We start from the raw sequence: 18,581 nt of genomic DNA, 5'->3' as shown, positions 1-18,581 counted from the left end.
ATTTGTACTTAAGTTAACCTGGTAGGATGTTGAAAATATAATAATTTTGTTGGGGGTATGTAGCAATGAAACGATTGTGGTATTGGTTTTTTAGTGCAGTACTTTTCGGATTCATTCTTATAACCCGTGGCTTATTTTCATCTTATAAAATGGGGGGGAGCAACCAGGTTCATTAAATGAATCTTTGCTAAGTATTTGGTGGGGCTTTAATGCAATAATGGTAGTGTTATTGTTCCTTAAACGAATAAGTGAAAAGGAAAATAAAAGGTTGTTAAGGTGTACCATGATGGTAAAAAGTAGTGGATTTTAGATAAAAGGAGCTGTTCGCAATAAAGACTAAAGTTAATTTTCCATTTATTTACTTTTTTACGAAAACTAATGTAGTTTTCGTTTATAAAATAGAAACACAAAACTATGTAACCACTTCAGATTTGAATGAAAATGTGGAATGGCAAACATATGAATTAGAACATGAAGATGAATTTGAGATATTTAATCATGAAGAGAGCAATCCACTTGAAGGTAAAGGATATACAATTAAACAAAGCGATGTGAACACGGTGGTAGTAGTCGTTAATAGATGCATTCAAAAATACCTACATCTTTTTTCGTCCAGCTCGGTTGATGCAGGTGATCAAGTTGCGGCTGTACATATCGTTTCCTCAGAATCTGTCGCAGGTTCTTTAAGAGTAGGACTTGAAGGAACCAAGGTTGTGATTGGTCTTCCAGATTCCTTTTCAATTGGACCATTGTGGAAATTAGTTGGAAAAGCAGGACATCCGTTTCGAAATCAATGGTTATATGAACATATCAATTATGAACAGGATGATTTCGAGTATGAAAATAAATTTGCCAATACATTGCGGGAGATAGAAGATATTCCCCGGCAGCATCCAATTTACATCTGGTATGGAAATAATGCTGATGAACAAACTTGTCTGCGGTTTCTTCTCTTTTTTCTGCGCGACAAAACAAATGATATATTTCTTATGAATTCCACCGAACTCTATAAAAGATACATAATGCCTGAAGTTAGAGGTCAAAAGATTTCACATACAGGCCATATCGAACCAAAAGATTTAAGACTTCTATTTGAAAAGGGCAGAAAGGTCCCACCTATATCTGAACAGGAATGGATGCAGCTTCAAGAAGAGTGGAGTTCCTTGGCACAAACAAAAGAAGTCCTGCGTCTATGGATAGATGGTGAGATAAAGGGTGTTAAAGAAAATCACTTTGATCCACTGATCATAAATACCATTGAAATGCTCCATCGTAAGCAGGAAAAAAGTGGGTTTATCAAGGCTGGAATGGTGATTGGAGAAATCCTATCGGGGACAACCGAATTTATTAATGCTTTCTTCTTAGAGTATAGGATTAGGCATTTAATATATAGTGGATTACTTGAACTAAAAGGAATACCAAAATCAATGAGGCACTATAGTGTGAAATTACGGTGAGGAGTAATGATTAATTCATTATTGGGCGCATTTATTGAGTAAGTCAGTGCGTCTTTTTTTAATCGGCCAGATTATTTAATAAAAAACTAATTATCGAAGAGAGTTGAGGTTGTGAATGTTTCGGCATGGAAACTGAAGGACACATGGACTGGGAAGGAATTTACGCTACTGCTATTACTCGAATTTATATTTGTGATTGTGGTTGTTAAATATGGCGTCCAATCACTTTATCTATCTTTGTTTGCTAATACACTATACTCTGGAACATTGACCGGATTAACAATTGCGATTGTACTCATGACAGGATTATATTTTATCGCACTACGGCCTAAAAGGCTTTCCTGGAAAGAGGTAGGGGTAAAAAGTTTTTCTAAAAAGTACTGGCGGAAAATCCCGATATGGTTATTGATAACCATTATTTTAAGCGTAGCTGTATTATTATTAACAAGTTTATTGGGTAATAGTGCAGATAACAGTAAGACGGAGAGCTTACAGCAAAATATTAATCTGTTTACTATACTTATTGGTATTATTTCCGCCGGCGTAGTATCTCCAGTTTATGAAGAGATATTTTATCGGGGGTTTATCCACCGTTGGTTAAGAGTTAGACTTGGAATGAATTGGGGAATCGTGATTAGCTCGCTACTATTTACAATAGCTCACTTTCCAACTTTAAATGCAATGCCCGTGAATTTCATCAATGGCGTTATGTTCGCTTGGGTGTATGAAAAGACAGGTTCTGTTATTCCGGGAATGATAGTTCATGGAGTATTCAATATAATAGCAGTTTTATTAACGGTAACGGGATGAGACTGTATTTTCGAACATATTCCGTTAACGGGTGCATTTCCCTAACAAGGATTAGCGCCAGTAGTATAGATAAGGGCCACTCTGTTGAATAAAGGTATTAGGGAAAATTGCGATAAAACTAATTGGTTGATGGGGGGATTTCTGTCAAAAAGTTAACTTTAGCGTCTATACTTTTGGTAATCCTATTATTGTTTGCATGCCAGGCAAATGAGAACGACTTAATCTTTGTTGGCGAAGGTAAAAATTGGTCCACAAAGGTAACTGTTAATCTAAGCAACGGAGAGGAAACATATCAAATTCAGATTAACTACAAAGAATACGCCATACAGAGTATTGAAACTTTTAGTTACCATGTTGAAACAAAGAATAGCGGAGCAATAGATTTTGGTGGGAATAATATTTCTTTAAATAAGGAAGGCATATATCAAAGAGATTTAGCGATTTCTAATAGCCCATCTACAAGTTTAAAAGATGAGTTAGTAATAAAAGTAGAATGGAATGGAAATAGCGAAGATTTTACTTTAATAAACAAATGACTTTTAACTATCGTACGCTCTCATTGAATATGAAGGCGCTCATTTTCAATGACTAATAAGAAATGGTTTTTCGAATTAAAGAATTACGATAGAATAAGAAAAAAGGACAATGAGAAAGGGGAGGCATTAATGGTACCTATATCGATAGAAGCCTTCGTGAATAAGCATTGCAAAAATAATCCTGGCGAAAATCCAAACCAGTTAAGAAAAAATCTGAAACAGGTAGTTAAAGATAAGAAAAATGGAGAAACGTGCCACAATTGCGGTCAGGAAATCTGGGCGATTGGCAGTGCGGTTGCCTACCAAGGATGTTTTTCGTGTTTAACTGGGGAAGCAGATTCCTCGGGAGACTATGAAATCAGCGAGGTTTGTTGGTCATAGATAAAATTTACCTATTTTTACGGATCTTCATTAACCGAGCGTGATTCCTTAACAAGTAGTAATACACATATTCTACATAAGGGCCAGATTTTTTTAAGAATAAGAAAAAGTACAAGGGAGGGGTTAGTATGCTTTTACTTTGGTACGCCTCATTTTTGTCATCAATTATCACATTGGCATTCGGGATTTCCAGTCGTTCTTGGACATTTATGTTCCTAAGTACAGTTACTTCTATACCCATCGCATACTATTTTTTTGGAGCAAATAATGCTTTGAAGTATGTAGGATTTACTCCAATCATTCTGCTGGTACTTACAATTTATTTTTGGTTTTCAGGAAGAAAAACTGAAGCTCTGTAATTCTATAAATGGGCGCGATTCCGTAGCATGGAATTGCGCTTGTTCAGTAATAGGGCCATTTCACAGAGAAGACCAGGAGACGGAGGCATGGTGCAATGCGATTTTATGATAAACCACTTAAAGCATTTTTATTTAATGATTTAAGTGCTGTTGAAGAACATGATCATGAACTCATTTATTTTTTTGAAAAGGGATACGTGACAGTTCTTGGCGAGTTTGAACATGAGAAGTATGGTGGAGGTATAGCTTGCCTTATTTTTTATCAGGAAGATGTTATATCTGTATCAAAAGGAATGCTACGATTTGTTGAAGAAGACTAATCGTGAAATTGGTTGGATATCTTCAGCACACGGTCGCGATTGTCGCAAAATGTTGTGCCAGAATCGAGCCAGTTTTTTGTTGAAGATAAGGAATGGCAAAAACAAATAGGTTGTGGTGGAGGTAAATTTTATGAATCATCGCCCAAAGTTAATTGTCCAAAAGTCAAACATTGAGAGAGTACATGATTGGGTTTGTGTCATTGTAATTATTGGCATGTTTGCTTTTACGATTCAGGCAATATTTCAAATGCCCGATTCAATTCCTATCCATGAAAATGGAAAAGGTGAAATAAACGGATGGGGAAGTAGGTGGATAAGCATTATCATGCCTTTTATCCTAGTTGTCATCTATATTCCCCTGCTTTTTTTGCAAAAGTATCCTGAAAAACATAATTATCCAGAGAGATTATCAAAGGGTAATGTTTATGCCTTTTACCGTAACTCAAAAATATTGATAAGTTGGTTAAAGTTTGAGTTCGTTTTAGCTTTTGCTTATTTTAATTGGTATTTCGTTAAAGTTGCACTAGGTCAAACAAGTCCACCTCTTTGGTACATATCTTTCGCTTTAGTTGCTGTTATTTTAACCGTGATAATTATTGGGCTTCAAAGACTCCGTATTGATTGATTCCATTTTGTTCTTCAATCGTGCGTTTTCTGTAATAAGAAGAGCGCTTTACCAACACTGGTTACCTCCCGAAAAATATAACAAACTACGGGAAGGATAGCACGTTTCTAAAACAGGATTGACAACCTTGTGTATTACCCATATAATACACTTAATGTGTATGAACCACTTAATACATACACGAAAAAATCATGTGTGTACATCCAAGAACGTATAGGAGTTGTTTCGATGAATGTAAATTTTAATAATCGCGACCCGGTCTATTTGCAGGTTGTTCGGTATTTTAAAGAAAAAATTGCAATTGGCGATTTAGTACCTGGAGAAGAAATACCATCGAGACGGGAGTTGGCAAACAGGATTAAGATAAACCCTAATACCGCGCAACGAGCATATAAGGAAATGGAGGAACAGGGTTTGATCCATACCGAACGGAATCATCCAAGCAAAATAACAACCGATGAAAAGATACTAAGTAAGGTAAGGGAAGCTTTGCTACTTGAGGCAGTTGAAACGTTTGTAACATCCGTTCGGTCTATTAATGTTCCAGTCGATGAATTATTGAACTTGGTAAGAACAAAGTACACAGATGACAAGGAGGCATAAAAATGATTGAAGTAAAAGAGATTACAAAGAACTATGGTCGAAAAAAGATATTGAAAGGTGTGTCTTTTACAGCCAACAAAGGTGAAATAACTTGTTTAATTGGAATCAACGGAGTTGGCAAGACAACCATTTTAAATGCCATTATGGCACTCACCCCGATTAACAAAGGGCAAATTTTAATAAACGGAGAAACCATTAATAAAAACATGTTTGAAAAAATCACCTTTATTCCTGATGCAATAACGATGCTACCACAGATGAAAATCTCTGATGCAATGGAGTTTATGAATGATTTTTATACATGTTGGAACCAGAAACGTGCAACAGAACTGCTTGGTTTTTTTAAATTAAATGAACAGGATAGAATATCTTCCTTATCAAAAGGAAATACGGCAAAGGTCAATTTGTTACTGGGTTTAGCAATGGATGTTGATTTTGTATTAATGGATGAACCATTTTCTGGAATTGATATGTTTAGTCGCGAGGAAATTGCTAAAGTGTTCACGAGTCATTTAATTGAAAATAGGGGCGTTATCATAACGACACATGAAATAGGTGATATCGAACATTTAATCGATAAGGTTGTGCTATTAGATGAAGGGATTGTTATCAAGGAGTTCAGCGCGGAAGAAGCTCGTGAAAACGAAGGGAAATCTGTGGTGGATGTTATGAGAGAGGTGTATCAGAAATGAAAAGCTACTTGAAGCTGGTCAATTTTGAATTCAATCGTTTTGCAAAAATATTTGCAGTCCTACTTAGCATTACACTAGTTGTACAAATTGCTGGAGTCATTGTGTTGTCGAAAATGTACCTAAACACGGCCAATGAAAAAATTTATGAAGAGTTAATGCCAAAAGCAGAATTCCTATCAAGTTTTGGACAAATGAGTTTTCTGTCGGTAACTAGAAGCGTATGGTTCCTGGGTCCAATCGCCTTATGTGTAGCAGGTGTTGGGTTCTATATTTTCCTGATCTGGTATCGCGATTGGTTTGGGAAAAATACATTTATTTACCGATTGCTAATGCTGCCAACAACTAGATTGAATGTTTTTTACGCAAAAATAACAAATATTCTGCTAGCGACGTTTGGCTTTGTGGCATTTCAACTTATTTTGATTCCAATAGAGACAACGATTTTTAGGTGGATTCTGCCAAAGGAATTCCGAGTGGATATGAATGTCAAAGAGATTGTTAGCAGCATGCCTGAAATAAACATACTTTTTCCAACTAGTTTTCTTGGATTTATATTGTATTATGGAGCAGGGCTTATGGTTGTGTCCATTCTATTTACTGCAATTTTATTTGAAAGAAGTTTTAGGTGGAAAGGTATTTTTGTTGGAGTTTTATACAGCATAGTTGCTGTTGCCGTATTTATTTCACCTCTACTTTTGCAAGAATTTGTACTAGATGGCTTTTTCTATCCACTAGAACTATTTGCACTTGAGATAGTAATGGGTTTAATCGTACTCGCAGGATCCATTTGGATGAGTGGATTCTTATTGAAGAACAAGATAACTGTATAAGGAGTGTGTGGAAATGAAAAAGTATTGGAAGTTTACTTCAATTATTGCAGTCATTGTGCTTAGCATTGGAACGTTTTATGTTAGTTCCGCTAATTCGGCAACACAATATCCTGAGTTTGTGATAAATAAGAAGAGCGGTGACGCTGAAGAAATAAAATCTTTGGCGTTGGAAGGATCCTATCTTGAAGGGGGATCTATGATTTATGTAAACACTAACTTGCAAATTACCTCTGATGGCTCGGATTATGGAGATGGTAGTTCGATTATTGACTCGATTAAAGGACACCCTGCACCAATGATTCAGGAGTTACAGAAAGAGTACCGTAATTTCATGAGAGGGAAAGGCCAAGACCTTGATTCGTTTTTTGAGAACAATAAGTTGCTAGCTTATGCAGACGTGAAATATAATCCATTTACAAATAGTGATTTCAAATTCGCTATATCTATAGTAGATAAAGACGATGGCAATACATCTTCCTACTCTATTAAAGTTCCAGACAGCTCAGTAATTGACCATATATATGTTGAAGATGTCCAGGTGGTTGATAACGAACTGAAAGTGATTACCCAAAATAATACTAGCAAGAATGAGAAATACTCTATTGAAAGACATATCTACTCATTCGACATATCTACTGGAAAACTAAACAGTAATGAAACGATTTTATCCATCCCTGAACAACAAGGCAATGATTCTATCTATGCATACCTCATTCAAACAAGTCATAAACAAGCGAATGAAAATCTTATATACGTAAAAACCCACGATAAAATGATACAAGAAGAAGAATCGGATAGGCTAGAAGAAAGAAATCGGGAACTAATTTCTTACAATTTAAAAACGAAAGAAAAAGAGACGATTGATCTACCAGACAGTTTGAAAGATAATCAAATTAATTATTTTGATGGTTCAACAATATATTTCTCGAAACTAAGTGGGGAAAACTTGGTTGTAACTCCTTATAGTTTGGAGAACAATCAGGCTGATAATGAATTAACTATACAGCTATCAAACGAAACAAATGATACAGAACCACCAATTATACTCATGAAAGACGGTAAGCTATATGTGGCAACCCATGTAACAAATTTAAAAACGAAGGCAAGTATCACTGTTATTGATTTGAAAACATTGGATACAATTTACCAGGGTGAAGTAATCAGAAAAGATCTCCCTAAAAGTACAGAACAATTTGAGTTGTATTTATATGATATGATGTTCAAATAAGTTGTGAATTGGGCTTGCTTTCGTTTCTAAAGCAAGCCCTTTTGTCTGGTTAGTCTATGGTGACAGTCACTCAAACTTTCACTTTTTTTCAACGGTCTTGATCGTTTGAACTTTTATGTTTGTTTGAGTGACAGGTACCGTATATTAACTATTAGGCCGAATCAGAAATCGGAATCCTTTCCTTAACGCGGTATAATTAAATAGAAGGACGGCGAGTAAAATGATGGATCGCAATGATTTACATCGATTAGTGGATGAATTACCCGAAGGGAAACTTCCCCGCCTCAGTGAACTCTTCCGTCATATGTTTGACGAAGAGGAATTGGAATTGAACGAGGAGGCGAAAGGGGAGTTGGCAGAAGCCCGTGAACGCGTTAAAAGCGGAGAGTATATCACGCTGAATGAACTTTTGAAGGACTCTCAAGATGTATGACCTGAAAATTGACAAGCAAGCAGCCATGTACCTCAAAAAGGCGGATGAGCTAACTCGGAAAAAGTTAATAAATGCTTTGACAGAATTAGCAGAAGCCCCCTTTTCTGACCCAAATGTGAAACGATTAAAAGGTTACACAGATTTATTTCGAAAACGTGTTGGCGACTTCAGGATAATTTTTGAGATCAATCAAGGCAATCTTATCGTTCTTATTCTGAAAATCGGAAGCCCCAGTGATATTTATAAAAAATAAACGAACGTCTTCTTTATAGAGAGGGCGTTCGTTTTGTATAAGGAGCTAGGTTATTGCGGGCTCTCAATAAAACAGATGAAGTAATTTACGGGAAACAATCGGGCCCGGTTATTGAAACGTTTTGAAAGTTGATTCGTAAATGTATGAATAGCTTAGGGGAGATGAAAAAGATGAAAATAGAAATTGAGGTAAGAGCATTTGGTGAAGTAAAGGTTCCGGCCAGTGTATTCGTAATGTTGCCGTATCATTGATGCAGTAGTTGCAAAATGAAGAAAGAGTTACGTATGTATGGGGATAAAGAAGCTGCACTATACAGAATCACGGGGGGAAGTATGAAACATACAAAAGAAAAAACAAAGAACATAAAAAAAGATTTCAATCCGAAAGATGCTATTTTTGTATTCTCATCATTTGTATTCATTTGCGTGGCTATTATATTTAGTCTAATCGTTTATGACGTGCTGACAATTCAAAGTTTACTATCTTTCAATCAGCCTATCAAAATGTCAATCAGCATAGTGGGTGCTTCCATAGGTTTGATTATATTCGGCATACTATTAGCATTAAGTATACCTTCGAAATATATTGATGATGCCAACAAAGGATTTCAAAACTATTCGGTTTCTGTGATTTTTTCCTTTATGTTTATAAGCGCGTTATTCGAAGAGTTGCTGTTTAGAGGTATCATTCAGAATTTGATTTTTGTATTTACGGAAAGCCAACGGATTGCAATTATTACTACTACTTTCTTATTTTTGAGCTTCCATATTCAATATTTCAAAAAGCCTATAATGTTAATGAATATAGCAGTTCCAAGTTTAGTATTTGGTTGGATTTATGTTAAAACAAACAATATTTTAGCCCCATTTGTTGTCCATTTTCTAATGAATTTTGGAATAACATTGTTATTCAAATACAATTTAATTAGGGTTAAATAAAAAATTACATAGAAAAATGAATGTATTCGTGGAAATGAAATATTTCGAAACTTGTGTTAAAGTTAAGGCTATATCAATGGAAGGTGTGAGTTAAATGAAAAATACGTTTACTTTTGATCGGGAAAATCATTTTAATGGGGTTTATCACGAGTAATTCATAAAGGAAGTTTTTCATTGAATGCTCGTAGATTGTAAAAGATATTGGAGGGGCATTCATGTTAACTAATCAAGGGTTTAATTTGTGGGCTGATAACTATGACAAAACGGTTCAGCTAAGTGAAGAAAATAATCTTTATCCTTTTGCTGGGTATAAGGAAATACTAAATGTGATTTTTAACGAAGCAATGCAAAAGGCGGATTCCGAAGTCTTGGACATCGGCTTTGGAACAGGTGTATTAACAGGCAAATTGTATGCAAATGGACACCAAATTGATGGTGTAGATTTTTCTTCAAAAATGATTGCTATTGCACAATCTATAATGCCGAATGCCAATTTGATTGAATGGGATATTTCAACGGGCCTCCCCCCGGAGATACTTGGTAAAAAGTATGATTCCATCATAAGCACATATGCCTTACATCACTTAACAGATGAAGAGAAAATAGAGTTTATAGCCAATTTAATACCTTTGCTCAACAAGGATGGAAAAATATTCATTGGTGACATTTCTTTTGAAACGCGAGAAAAACTAAATAAATGTCATCAGGATAGTATTGAATATTGGGATGATGATGAGTTTTATTTTGTTTATGATGAAATTAATACTTCACTAAGGAGTAAATGTGAATTTTATCCAATTTCTCATTGCGGCGGCGTATTCATTATTTCTGAGTAAAACATGATTTATGGGAGTAGCAAGCTAACCTTTGCTGCTCCCACATTTTCTACTGTAATCCACCTCACCTGCCCTTACGAACAAAGCACCACAATTTGAGAAGGTGTCGTTTGTGCCGGAAGACTCCTTGTCGACTCGCCATATACGACGATTAACTCACGATTAGTTAAACTTCCAGTGAAAGGCTGCCCATTTTGCAGGATGATTTTTGTATTAGGACCAATATTGATTTTCAGCAAACCGTCACTACTAACCAACTGGTTATCAAAATAATCGACCTTCACAATTCGATCGGATCTATATTTACTAACAACCCTCGCATTGTGGCTAGGTGGATAAATATGAGGAGAAGCCTCATTTGTAGTGTAAAATCCAGACACCCGATCGTCAACCCCTACCACCACATTGTCTACAAAGTAAGTGTTTGGTGCCACTACGAAATTTACGATTGTTCCGTAACCCATATCCAAAGACACTAGTTTATAACAACCTGTTTCTTGATATGGTCCGACTGAAAGGTTGTTAATGCCAATGACCATACCAGTAAGTTCTTGATAAGTCGCCATTTCGATTCCTCCTGTAAGTCATCTGTTCCATCTCCATAAAGTATTTAATCGAACCTGTATGGTGACCGCCGTCTATAGCAGCATAAAATCCCCATCTTTCTTTATTGATGGCGAATTAGTTAATGATAATCCGGAGTAAGAATTAGCACTACTGCTGAACAAACGGAGCACTTAATTGTACAAAGACAGATCATATTAGAAATTATTCGATAGGAGATATGTCTAATGATAATAATGATAAATGGAGCGTTCGGTGTAGGAAAAACAACGGTTTCTAATGAACTTTTAAAAAAAGTTGAAAATTTCACGATATATGACCCTGAAGAAATAGGTTTTATGTTAAGAAATATTCTCCCTAAGGATATAAAGCAGGTTGAAGCCGTGACAGGAGATTTTCAAGATTTGGAGCTATGGAAAGAGTTAACCGTTCAAGTTGCAGGTTCTATAATTAATAAATATGAAACGAATTTAATAGTACCAATGACCATACGCAATCCGATTTATCTTGATTACATAAAGAAAGGTTTTGGCCAGATCGATAAACGAACATACCACTTTTGTTTAACTGCAAGTAAGGATACTATTTATGAAAGACTTAGGAAGCGCGGGGAGGAAGAAGGTAATTGGTGTTTTCAGCAAACTGAAAAATGTTTAAATGCCTTTAATGAAAATGACTTCGGAGAATATATAAATACTGATTATGAAAGTATCACTACCGTGGTTGATAGTATAAAGCAGAAAGTTAACTTTTTCTCCCTAAACTAAAATCATCAATGAGCGTAAAGAAACTAGTGATGAAGAATTTGAAATGAATGGTCAGATGTTGAAGTTCGTTAACTTTACATGGGAAAATAAACAATCATTTTAATCACCAACTGGGCGTAGATTGTCTTACAACGTTGTGCCAGAATTGGTCCATTTGATTTAATAAGATTGTTGACCGATTTTGCGTAATATATGCCAGATTACAACAGGAATAGGTGCAATGTATGAAAACATTTAATAATATAATTGGCTTCCTTAACACAATGAAAGATATCGATTTATGGGGAGACAAAATGGAAGGTATATCCGATAAAGAAAAAGAATATATGGACAGGGCTCCGACACAAAACCCTTATGGTTTTATAGGATTAATGCTTGGTGGGATTGCGTTCACTTTCGGACCACAATACGGATTTATTCCCGTTATGACTCTTATCTTTTGCATAGTGACTTTATTTACTTTTGATAAAGAAAAGGAAGATAATCCTTGGCCTTTCTATCTGGGTATAGTATTTTCATTGATTGGATTGTATATGTTTATTGTCGGAGCGACACACAAGTTAGTGCTCTAATTACGGAGTGAAAATTCATTTCGTCACTGTATGAGCAGATTCAGAATAGAGGAATATGGATTCCCTATGGTGAAGTGGAAAAATATACGTTTAGTAAAACGACAAAAATGGTGAAGTCATTTTAGAAGCAATTTTCTAAGTTAAGTGAGGTAATTGAAACTGAACATGCTAAAAATAAAATTCAAGATATTACGCAGTAAAAGGGTTCGATTATCTTATAAGCGATTATGTCTATATAGCAATCTACTCTGGTAAATTCATTTGAAGTATTTGAAATAAATAAAAGGGGGCGTGGTTTCTTGAAAAGCGAACAAATGCATAACTATTTTATAAAACTTAAACAACAAAGGGATGTATTTTATAACGACGACAATTTAAATTTCGAAAACGCTTGGAAGAGGCCAATGCCAGAAAAATGGTCTATCGGTGAAACATTATATCATCTTGTGTTAATGGTTAGGGTATTCAGGGGGTTTTCGAGGATATATGTACCGATTATGCTTCCGTTGGCATACGTACAAAAAAAGAAGCCATACAAAAAAGAAATACATGATATTTATCAAGAATATAGGTACAAGAAAAAAAGATCGATGAATGCACCATTTTTAATAAAACCACCTTCTGGTTTAGAGAGGAAATGGACGTTTAACGATATCCAAGCACTTCTTGAATATGAGACCGACAAACTTGCGACAAATCTCAATGATATTGATCAGGATTTGGCTGGTCAAATTTACTTTCCAGACCCTGTAGCTATGTATCCCAATTTGATACAATGTGTACATTTACTCGCCATCCATGAACAGCATCATTTTAACATCACTAAAAAATACTACTTAACTTAAGCAAATTGTTGTTATTCAAGAGAATAGGGCACGATTCTCTAATAAGGATTAGCGCTAGTAGTATATATAAGGGCCAGGATTGTTAAATAAGAACAGTCGCTACTTGTGCTAATGGGGAGGTGAATAGAATAAATTAGTATCAGATAATGGGGAGGTGAATAGAATGAATTAGTAACAAATAATGGGGGGATGCCTGTGCAACCAAAACAAACTGAAAAAGTAATAAGCTCAATTGAAAAATCATTCATTAAACAAGTGCAAAAAGATAAAAGGTTAAAGAGTGCATTTTTACTTGTTCATTCAGAAATGAAAGGTATCCATTTAAATATTGCAGAAGGATCAATGAATCCGAAACAGCCAGCATATATGGCAAGCGTAGGAAAAATATTCACTTCAGTTATAATTAGTATTTTATATGAGAACGGCCATTTATCAATCGATGACAGTATTACTAGATACTTGGATCACGAATTAGTCAATAATCTTCATGTCTATAAAGGTAAAGATTATACAAAGGAAATAAAAGTTAAACACCTCCTAAATCACACCTCTGGATTGTATGATACATTCTACCCGTTACTTGAAAAACTTCTTGTTGATCAGGATTTCAACATGAGCCCACAGGAGGCAATTACTTGGGCAAAAATACACCAAAAACCATACTTCCCTCCAGGTAAAGGTTTTAAATATACCAATACAAACTATCAGCTATTAGGATTAATCATAGAAAAAGTTACGGGACTACCTTTTTATGTAGCCGTGAAACAATTTATTTATCAACCACTTGGTATGATGAATTCATCTATACTGCACTATTCTGAACCATTGGATAAGGACACCCAGAGTTTTACAGACTTTTATGTCAATAAACATAACATCACTAATCACAAAGGATATGCAGATCTCGCTTATGCAGGCGGTGTGGTAGTATCTACAGGTGAGGATATGTTGAAGTTTATGAAAGCGTTAGTAACCTTTCAATTAGTGAAAAAGGATACGCTTAAGAAAATGAAGAATGACAAAGCAAGGTATGGTGTAGGAATTGATTATGGTTATGGCATTATGCAGTTTAAAACAGTCCCGCTACTCATGCCAAAAATATTTAATGCCTGGGGACATGCAGGTGCCACAGGGGCCTACATGTTTTATCACCCCAAGATGGATACTTATATAATTGGTACTTTTAATGACTTTTCTTATGAAAGAAAAGGTGTCCGATTTATGCTAATAAAAGTAATCAATCAATTGAAAAAGATTAAGTGAAAGAAATGCGATTTCTTATCCAATTGTCGGTTGCTTTAACGGCATTAAGAAATGTCCTTTTTTCATTTACAGGCCATTATATTACCTGTTGCAAATAAATGGGGTGAAGAATTGAAATGGCTAAGACTGTTTGAAATAGCGTTTCGACCCAAGCTGTCTCCATATTCGTTGTCAGAGCAACATATAAACGGTGTGAGGCAGCACTATGGGATATTTTTTTCAAAAAGGGCAGTATACTTTTACATAACGGTGAAGTATACTGCCCTTTTAGTCATTGACCCAGTTATACAGCTTGCTTATTGAAATGAAGCCAAAGCACTGTTTGTTCAAAAAAAGGGTAGTAAAATCAATTTTGTTCTTCTAACCATTGACTCACTTTTGTATCCATCTCTTTTTGTAGATCATTACTATTTCCGGTACCTTCCTGTGCCAGTTTTAAGTGCTTTTTGGGAAACATCTTTTTTAAAGAAGACTGATATCCTATATACCTCTTTTTGTGACCTCATGGAATTATTTTAGAACAAAGCATCCTGATCTATTATATGGAAGTGGAGGAATAAGTAAAAAGTTGAAGAGTGGATATTATTTTAAGAATTGAATTATACTTCAGAGGATAGACATGAAAAGGGGTAGATTTAAAATGGAAAAGGTAATACCATTCCTAATGTTTCAAGATGACAATGCAGAAGAAGCGATGAATTATTACACATCTCTCATTGAGGATTCTCAAATTACAAGCATTGTACGATACGGATCTGATGAATCTGGGAAAGAAGGAACTGTAATGCAGGCTACTTTTACTTTAAAAGGGCAAGAATTCATGTGCATTGACAGTAATGTGAAACATAAGTTTTCCTTTACACCCTCGTTCTCTATCTATATTACTTGTAATACTGAAGAAGAACTTGACAATCTTTATCAGGAACTCAATGAAGGTGGACAAGTACTTATGCCTTTAGGTGATTATGGCTTCAGTAAAAAGTTCGGTTGGTTAAATGACCGCTTCGGAGTTTCGTGGCAACTAAATCTACCCAACTAATAGGAAGAACTTACTATTGACCTGCTGATGGTAGAAATAAAAATGTGATTTCTTCAGCTAAAGTGGTTCTTTACCGGAAAAGCAGTAACACTTTTCATAAAAAGAGGTACTAGGTTCTAAAACGATTGGAAATTGTTTTAGAACCTTACTTTCTACGAATGTCACTTAATACTATCTACTTTCTTGTCTTTAATTCTTCGATACAGAGACAGAAAAAATAAACTGATAACAAAAGATATAAATATTGGCCATATTGTATAGAATAAAGCTTGGCCCCATAACTCTTCCAGTATCGCTTCTATGGGATTTGTATCAAATATCATAAATAGAATAGACAAAACTAATGTTAGTAATACGACAAAGGTCTTTGAGGTATACTCCCTTTTAGTTGAAGACATAAAGTTCCTCCAATTTGAATTTTTTAAATATGAAACTGGAATCGTTCACTTAATACCATGATAACTATCTCATCATCTCATTATAGATATACAGACTATAGAATGCCGGGATCAACAAACCAAGAACAAGGCAAAAAACCGCTGTTAATTTAGTTTGTTTAATAAGGCGTTCATCGCCCGATTTTAAGTGTTGGAAGAAAGTAAGAGTGAAATAAAAACATAGTATAAAAAACAAAGTAGAAAGTATGCCAAGCCAATTTCCCGTTCCCATTAAAGCTACATTATCCATTTAAACACCTCCATAGTGTAAAGTAGGTACCAGGTTATAAATGATTGCGGATTGTTTCATAACCTAATACCTTATTTCGGAATCCCCAAATTTTCCAAGTAACATTATTAATATACCAGAAACCATTGAGTAGAGGTGTTGAAGCGTATGAATGAAGAGTTACTAAAAAATGCTGATGCACGCTATCGGTTGGCTGAGCAGGAGGCTGCTCATTATTTTAAATCACTTTCTGTGCAACTTATGCAAAAGAGCTATGTCGCTCCTTTGATAAAAGATATACAGTCATGGAAAAAGAACCACATTCATCAGTATTCAGTACTATCCTTTTTTTCTCGTGGAAAAGTGAAATCTGATTCCAGAGGGTATCACGCGTATATTCAATGGCTGGATTACACAGGTAAACTAGATAATTACCTGGATCGGAGTATTTCCTATATTTACTTGCGAGATTTGGGCAAAGCATTAGACTCACCTGATACACAGTCCAGTATTCAACGTACAGTTGATAGTTTAAAAAATCACCTCACTCATTCCAATCCGACAGATCGCGGAAGCAAACCGGATGCGTTTAGCATGGCCGGGTTGTACCGGCTGGCCCAGAAGGAAGGCATTGAATCCACCATGATCTGGGTGATGGAAAAAATAAAGACTGTATCCGCCCATATTCCAAAAGGGATGGATGCTGAGGAGGCCAAGCGAAAACTTATTAAAATCATAGCCGGAGTTATCCTGCATGTGGTTGAAGAGATGGACGCTAGGATTTCTACTGAAGAACGTACCCGGAAACTTGATGAAGCGATTAGGCTTGGGTATTCCTATGGTCTGACGTATCCATTCATTGACGACCTTATGGATGCCAACGTTTTATCCGATCAAGAGAAAAAACAATATTCCGATTTAATACGGTTCACACTTATCACAGAATCTGTTCCCGAATGGGAAGAGTGGACTGGAAAAAACGCGGAACTCATCCGATTTATCCATTCGGAACTCCGAGATGCCTTCGAGTATATTAAGGTCCTTCAGCAACCAGAGACAAGTAAACGTTTTTTTGAGCAATCCTATGTGTTTTTTAATTCCCAGGAAGTGGATCGTGTAAAGGATCTATGCAATGCAAATTACACGAATGAAGAGCTTTATATACCCATCATTTTAAAATCCTCTTCTTCACGTTTGATTACCCGTTCAGTAATAAGTGCCCCCGAGGATGAGGGCTTCCATACCCGAACATTCTCATACGGCATTTACAACCAGCTAGCGGATGATTTTGCGGATATGTTTGACGACATGAAGGAAGGAAGAGTAACACCTTACACCTACTATATGAACTATCATGATAAGCGCTCGGATCTCATAAATCCCTTTGAATTGTACTGGACGGTCATCTTCAATTTGATCCATAACGTGTATCACTCAGATAGCAAGACTCGTGAGGTGATACTTGACCGTGCAATAAACGGGCTGAAACGATTTAAGAAGCGAATGGGAACTAAAAAATACAACAAGGTTATGAGTATATTTGCTTCCGGAAATCCCGGATTCAACAAAGTCATCCAACGTATGGTTCGAAAAGCGAATGATGTGGATTTCTTTGATAAACTGCTACGGGATCATATGATTACTAATTTGAAAAGTGAACGAAAAGAGCAGGAAGACTTTATAGATACAATCGAAACCGTACGTACTCAGATCAACGACTTTTTACCTGTTTCCGAGATAGGGAATGGTTCGGTGATGAGAGAGCCAGTAATCGATGCTGCAAATTACAGTTTGGAAGGTGATGGAAAGCGGTTGAGGCCAATCATGACATGGGTCATGGGTGTTAACGGTTATGGGCTAAGTGAGACGTCAATCGTGCCACTTCTGAGATCATTGGAATATATGCATACTGCATCTTTAATCTTCGATGATCTACCGTCCCAAGATAATGCACCCACTCGTAGGGGACGTCCAACCCTACATCAGGTATATGACATTGCCACAGCAGAATTAACCGGTCTTTTTCTGACCCAAAAAGCGATTGAGGAACAAACATTTCTTGACCAGTTCGATTCGAAAACGGTAATAAACTTGATGCGATATTCGTCCCAAATAGCTGCGGATATGTGCAGGGGACAGGAGATGGACCTGGATTCAAGAGGGAAACAATTGACGCTGGAACAATTGAATAGGATGTGTTTTTATAAGACTGGAATCGCATTCGAAGCTTCTCTCATAATGCCTGCGATTCTCGCCCATGCAGAGGAGTTGGAAATGGAAGCTTTGAAAATATTCGCCTATCATGCCGGCATCGCATTTCAGATTAAGGATGACCTGCTTGACGTTGAAGGAGATCAGAACGTACTCGGAAAACCCATTGGAAAAGACGCTGAAAACAACAATACGACATTCGTGTCAATCCTAGGCATTGTAGGTGCCAAGAAAGCGATGTGGGAACATTATTGTATTGCAATGGAAACATTGCAAGAAGTACCACGTAATACTGCTTTTTTGAAGCAGTTAGCAAATTATATTGTGAACCGGGATCACTAGGTTTGTTAACT

General features: G+C 36.0%; 23 protein-coding genes. 21 read left to right on the top strand and 2 right to left on the bottom strand.

Annotated features, from left to right (window positions below):
- Positions 1 to 443 precede the first annotated feature (443 nt).
- The 15 genes from FILTAD_RS12970 to FILTAD_RS12900 all read left to right on the top strand — a co-directional run bounded on the left by FILTAD_RS12970 (position 444) and on the right by FILTAD_RS12900 (position 10,301).
- Positions 444 to 1,457, top strand: coding sequence for a DUF1835 domain-containing protein (locus FILTAD_RS12970; RefSeq protein ID WP_148085402.1), 1,014 nt, complete (start codon positions 444 to 446; stop codon positions 1,455 to 1,457).
- A gap of 111 nt (positions 1,458 to 1,568) precedes the next feature.
- Positions 1,569 to 2,267 (top strand): CPBP family intramembrane glutamic endopeptidase, encoded by a 699-nt coding sequence (locus FILTAD_RS12965; protein ID WP_124071392.1) that lies wholly within the window; start codon positions 1,569 to 1,571, stop codon positions 2,265 to 2,267.
- A gap of 122 nt (positions 2,268 to 2,389) precedes the next feature.
- Positions 2,390 to 2,803: a hypothetical protein gene (locus FILTAD_RS12960; RefSeq protein ID WP_124071391.1), complete on the top strand. Its 414-nt coding sequence runs from the start codon at positions 2,390 to 2,392 to the stop codon at positions 2,801 to 2,803.
- Between the two features lie 48 nt (positions 2,804 to 2,851).
- Positions 2,852 to 3,184 (top strand): hypothetical protein, encoded by a 333-nt coding sequence (locus FILTAD_RS12955; protein WP_238988251.1) that lies wholly within the window; start codon positions 2,852 to 2,854, stop codon positions 3,182 to 3,184.
- A 128-nt stretch (positions 3,185 to 3,312) separates the two neighbouring features.
- The gene (locus tag FILTAD_RS12950; RefSeq protein ID WP_124071390.1) at positions 3,313 to 3,543 is read left to right on the top strand and encodes a hypothetical protein; all 231 of its coding nucleotides are present in this window, start codon (positions 3,313 to 3,315) and stop codon (positions 3,541 to 3,543) included.
- A 95-nt stretch (positions 3,544 to 3,638) separates the two neighbouring features.
- Positions 3,639 to 3,863: a hypothetical protein gene (locus tag FILTAD_RS12945; RefSeq protein ID WP_124071389.1), complete on the top strand. Its 225-nt coding sequence runs from the start codon at positions 3,639 to 3,641 to the stop codon at positions 3,861 to 3,863.
- A gap of 130 nt (positions 3,864 to 3,993) precedes the next feature.
- Positions 3,994 to 4,488: a DUF1648 domain-containing protein gene (locus FILTAD_RS12940; protein WP_124071388.1), complete on the top strand. Its 495-nt coding sequence runs from the start codon at positions 3,994 to 3,996 to the stop codon at positions 4,486 to 4,488.
- Positions 4,489 to 4,716: 228 nt separating this feature from the next.
- Positions 4,717 to 5,091 (top strand): GntR family transcriptional regulator, encoded by a 375-nt coding sequence (locus FILTAD_RS12935; protein ID WP_124071387.1) that lies wholly within the window; start codon positions 4,717 to 4,719, stop codon positions 5,089 to 5,091.
- A gap of 2 nt (positions 5,092 to 5,093) precedes the next feature.
- A complete protein-coding gene (locus tag FILTAD_RS12930) occupies positions 5,094 to 5,783 on the top strand; it encodes an ATP-binding cassette domain-containing protein (RefSeq protein WP_124071386.1) in 690 nt (229 codons plus the stop codon).
- Positions 5,780 to 6,613: a hypothetical protein gene (locus FILTAD_RS12925; protein ID WP_124071385.1), complete on the top strand. Its 834-nt coding sequence runs from the start codon at positions 5,780 to 5,782 to the stop codon at positions 6,611 to 6,613. Before FILTAD_RS12930 ends, FILTAD_RS12925 begins: the two co-directional genes overlap by 4 nt.
- Before the next feature lie 13 nt (positions 6,614 to 6,626).
- Positions 6,627 to 7,841 (top strand): hypothetical protein, encoded by a 1,215-nt coding sequence (locus FILTAD_RS12920; RefSeq protein WP_124071384.1) that lies wholly within the window; start codon positions 6,627 to 6,629, stop codon positions 7,839 to 7,841.
- A 220-nt stretch (positions 7,842 to 8,061) separates the two neighbouring features.
- Positions 8,062 to 8,274, top strand: a complete 213-nt coding sequence (locus FILTAD_RS12915) for a hypothetical protein (RefSeq protein WP_124071383.1) — start codon at positions 8,062 to 8,064, stop codon at positions 8,272 to 8,274.
- Positions 8,267 to 8,527: a type II toxin-antitoxin system RelE family toxin gene (locus FILTAD_RS12910; RefSeq protein WP_124071382.1), complete on the top strand. Its 261-nt coding sequence runs from the start codon at positions 8,267 to 8,269 to the stop codon at positions 8,525 to 8,527. The genes FILTAD_RS12915 and FILTAD_RS12910 overlap by 8 nt, the downstream gene beginning before the upstream one ends.
- 332 nt (positions 8,528 to 8,859) lie before the next feature.
- The gene (locus tag FILTAD_RS12905; RefSeq protein WP_124071406.1) at positions 8,860 to 9,465 is read left to right on the top strand and encodes a CPBP family glutamic-type intramembrane protease; all 606 of its coding nucleotides are present in this window, start codon (positions 8,860 to 8,862) and stop codon (positions 9,463 to 9,465) included.
- Positions 9,466 to 9,680: 215 nt separating this feature from the next.
- Positions 9,681 to 10,301 carry a class I SAM-dependent methyltransferase gene (locus FILTAD_RS12900; protein WP_124071381.1) on the top strand — a complete coding sequence of 207 codons (621 nt, stop codon included), beginning with the start codon at positions 9,681 to 9,683 and terminating at the stop codon, positions 10,299 to 10,301.
- Between the two features lie 74 nt (positions 10,302 to 10,375).
- Here the strand turns inward: FILTAD_RS12900 and FILTAD_RS12895 are convergent, their stop codons facing one another.
- Positions 10,376 to 10,867, bottom strand: coding sequence for a hypothetical protein (locus FILTAD_RS12895; RefSeq protein ID WP_124071380.1), 492 nt, complete (start codon positions 10,865 to 10,867; stop codon positions 10,376 to 10,378).
- Positions 10,868 to 11,092: 225 nt separating this feature from the next.
- On the opposite strand from FILTAD_RS12895, the gene FILTAD_RS12890 reads away from it, so the two are divergent.
- The 5 genes from FILTAD_RS12890 (at position 11,093) to FILTAD_RS12870 (ending at position 15,351) form a co-directional block, all read left to right on the top strand.
- Positions 11,093 to 11,632: an AAA family ATPase gene (locus FILTAD_RS12890; protein ID WP_124071379.1), complete on the top strand. Its 540-nt coding sequence runs from the start codon at positions 11,093 to 11,095 to the stop codon at positions 11,630 to 11,632.
- A gap of 224 nt (positions 11,633 to 11,856) precedes the next feature.
- Positions 11,857 to 12,204 (top strand): cell division protein FtsK, encoded by a 348-nt coding sequence (locus tag FILTAD_RS12885; protein WP_124071378.1) that lies wholly within the window; start codon positions 11,857 to 11,859, stop codon positions 12,202 to 12,204.
- Between the two features lie 299 nt (positions 12,205 to 12,503).
- A complete protein-coding gene (locus FILTAD_RS12880) occupies positions 12,504 to 13,049 on the top strand; it encodes a DinB family protein (RefSeq protein WP_124071377.1) in 546 nt (181 codons plus the stop codon).
- Positions 13,050 to 13,244: 195 nt separating this feature from the next.
- Complete coding sequence (locus tag FILTAD_RS12875) at positions 13,245 to 14,312, top strand: serine hydrolase domain-containing protein (RefSeq protein WP_124071376.1); 1,068 nt, start codon at positions 13,245 to 13,247, stop codon at positions 14,310 to 14,312.
- A 640-nt stretch (positions 14,313 to 14,952) separates the two neighbouring features.
- Positions 14,953 to 15,351, top strand: coding sequence for a VOC family protein (locus FILTAD_RS12870; protein WP_124071375.1), 399 nt, complete (start codon positions 14,953 to 14,955; stop codon positions 15,349 to 15,351).
- 462 nt (positions 15,352 to 15,813) lie between these two features.
- Here FILTAD_RS12870 and FILTAD_RS12865 read toward each other — a convergent pair whose 3' ends face one another.
- Positions 15,814 to 16,038, bottom strand: coding sequence for a hypothetical protein (locus tag FILTAD_RS12865; RefSeq protein WP_238988249.1), 225 nt, complete (start codon positions 16,036 to 16,038; stop codon positions 15,814 to 15,816).
- A 147-nt stretch (positions 16,039 to 16,185) separates the two neighbouring features.
- Here FILTAD_RS12865 and FILTAD_RS12860 point away from each other — a divergent pair, with 147 nt between their 5' ends.
- Positions 16,186 to 18,570, top strand: coding sequence for a polyprenyl synthetase family protein (locus FILTAD_RS12860; RefSeq protein WP_124071374.1), 2,385 nt, complete (start codon positions 16,186 to 16,188; stop codon positions 18,568 to 18,570).
- Positions 18,571 to 18,581 lie beyond the last annotated feature (11 nt).

The organism is Filibacter tadaridae (assembly GCF_900609045.1).
GTDB lineage: Bacteria > Bacillota > Bacilli > Bacillales_A > Planococcaceae > Sporosarcina > Sporosarcina tadaridae.
The sequence above is the reverse complement of the archived record's forward strand: the minus strand, read 5'-3'. Positions and strand labels throughout refer to the sequence as shown.

Excerpts from the sequence above, each read along its gene's own strand:
- FILTAD_RS12910 (WP_124071382.1), top strand. The coding sequence starts at position 8,267 with ATGTATGACCTGAAAATTGACAAGCAAGCAGCCATGTACCTCAAAAAG.
- FILTAD_RS12905 (WP_124071406.1), top strand. The coding sequence starts at position 8,860 with ATGAAACATACAAAAGAAAAAACAAAGAACATAAAAAAAGATTTCAAT.
- FILTAD_RS12955 (WP_238988251.1), top strand. The coding sequence starts at position 2,852 with ATGACTAATAAGAAATGGTTTTTCGAATTAAAGAATTACGATAGAATA.
- FILTAD_RS12950 (WP_124071390.1), top strand. The coding sequence starts at position 3,313 with ATGCTTTTACTTTGGTACGCCTCATTTTTGTCATCAATTATCACATTG.
- FILTAD_RS12895 (WP_124071380.1), bottom strand. The coding sequence starts at position 10,867 with ATGGCGACTTATCAAGAACTTACTGGTATGGTCATTGGCATTAACAAC.
- FILTAD_RS12940 (WP_124071388.1), top strand. The coding sequence starts at position 3,994 with ATGAATCATCGCCCAAAGTTAATTGTCCAAAAGTCAAACATTGAGAGA.
- FILTAD_RS12860 (WP_124071374.1), top strand. The coding sequence starts at position 16,186 with ATGAATGAAGAGTTACTAAAAAATGCTGATGCACGCTATCGGTTGGCT.
- FILTAD_RS12935 (WP_124071387.1), top strand. The coding sequence starts at position 4,717 with ATGAATGTAAATTTTAATAATCGCGACCCGGTCTATTTGCAGGTTGTT.
- FILTAD_RS12885 (WP_124071378.1), top strand. The coding sequence starts at position 11,857 with ATGAAAACATTTAATAATATAATTGGCTTCCTTAACACAATGAAAGAT.
- FILTAD_RS12870 (WP_124071375.1), top strand. The coding sequence starts at position 14,953 with ATGGAAAAGGTAATACCATTCCTAATGTTTCAAGATGACAATGCAGAA.
- FILTAD_RS12915 (WP_124071383.1), top strand. The coding sequence starts at position 8,062 with ATGATGGATCGCAATGATTTACATCGATTAGTGGATGAATTACCCGAA.
- FILTAD_RS12920 (WP_124071384.1), top strand. The coding sequence starts at position 6,627 with ATGAAAAAGTATTGGAAGTTTACTTCAATTATTGCAGTCATTGTGCTT.
- FILTAD_RS12930 (WP_124071386.1), top strand. The coding sequence starts at position 5,094 with ATGATTGAAGTAAAAGAGATTACAAAGAACTATGGTCGAAAAAAGATA.
- FILTAD_RS12890 (WP_124071379.1), top strand. The coding sequence starts at position 11,093 with ATGATAATAATGATAAATGGAGCGTTCGGTGTAGGAAAAACAACGGTT.
- FILTAD_RS12865 (WP_238988249.1), bottom strand. The coding sequence starts at position 16,038 with ATGGATAATGTAGCTTTAATGGGAACGGGAAATTGGCTTGGCATACTT.
- FILTAD_RS12900 (WP_124071381.1), top strand. The coding sequence starts at position 9,681 with ATGTTAACTAATCAAGGGTTTAATTTGTGGGCTGATAACTATGACAAA.
- FILTAD_RS12925 (WP_124071385.1), top strand. The coding sequence starts at position 5,780 with ATGAAAAGCTACTTGAAGCTGGTCAATTTTGAATTCAATCGTTTTGCA.
- FILTAD_RS12945 (WP_124071389.1), top strand. The coding sequence starts at position 3,639 with ATGCGATTTTATGATAAACCACTTAAAGCATTTTTATTTAATGATTTA.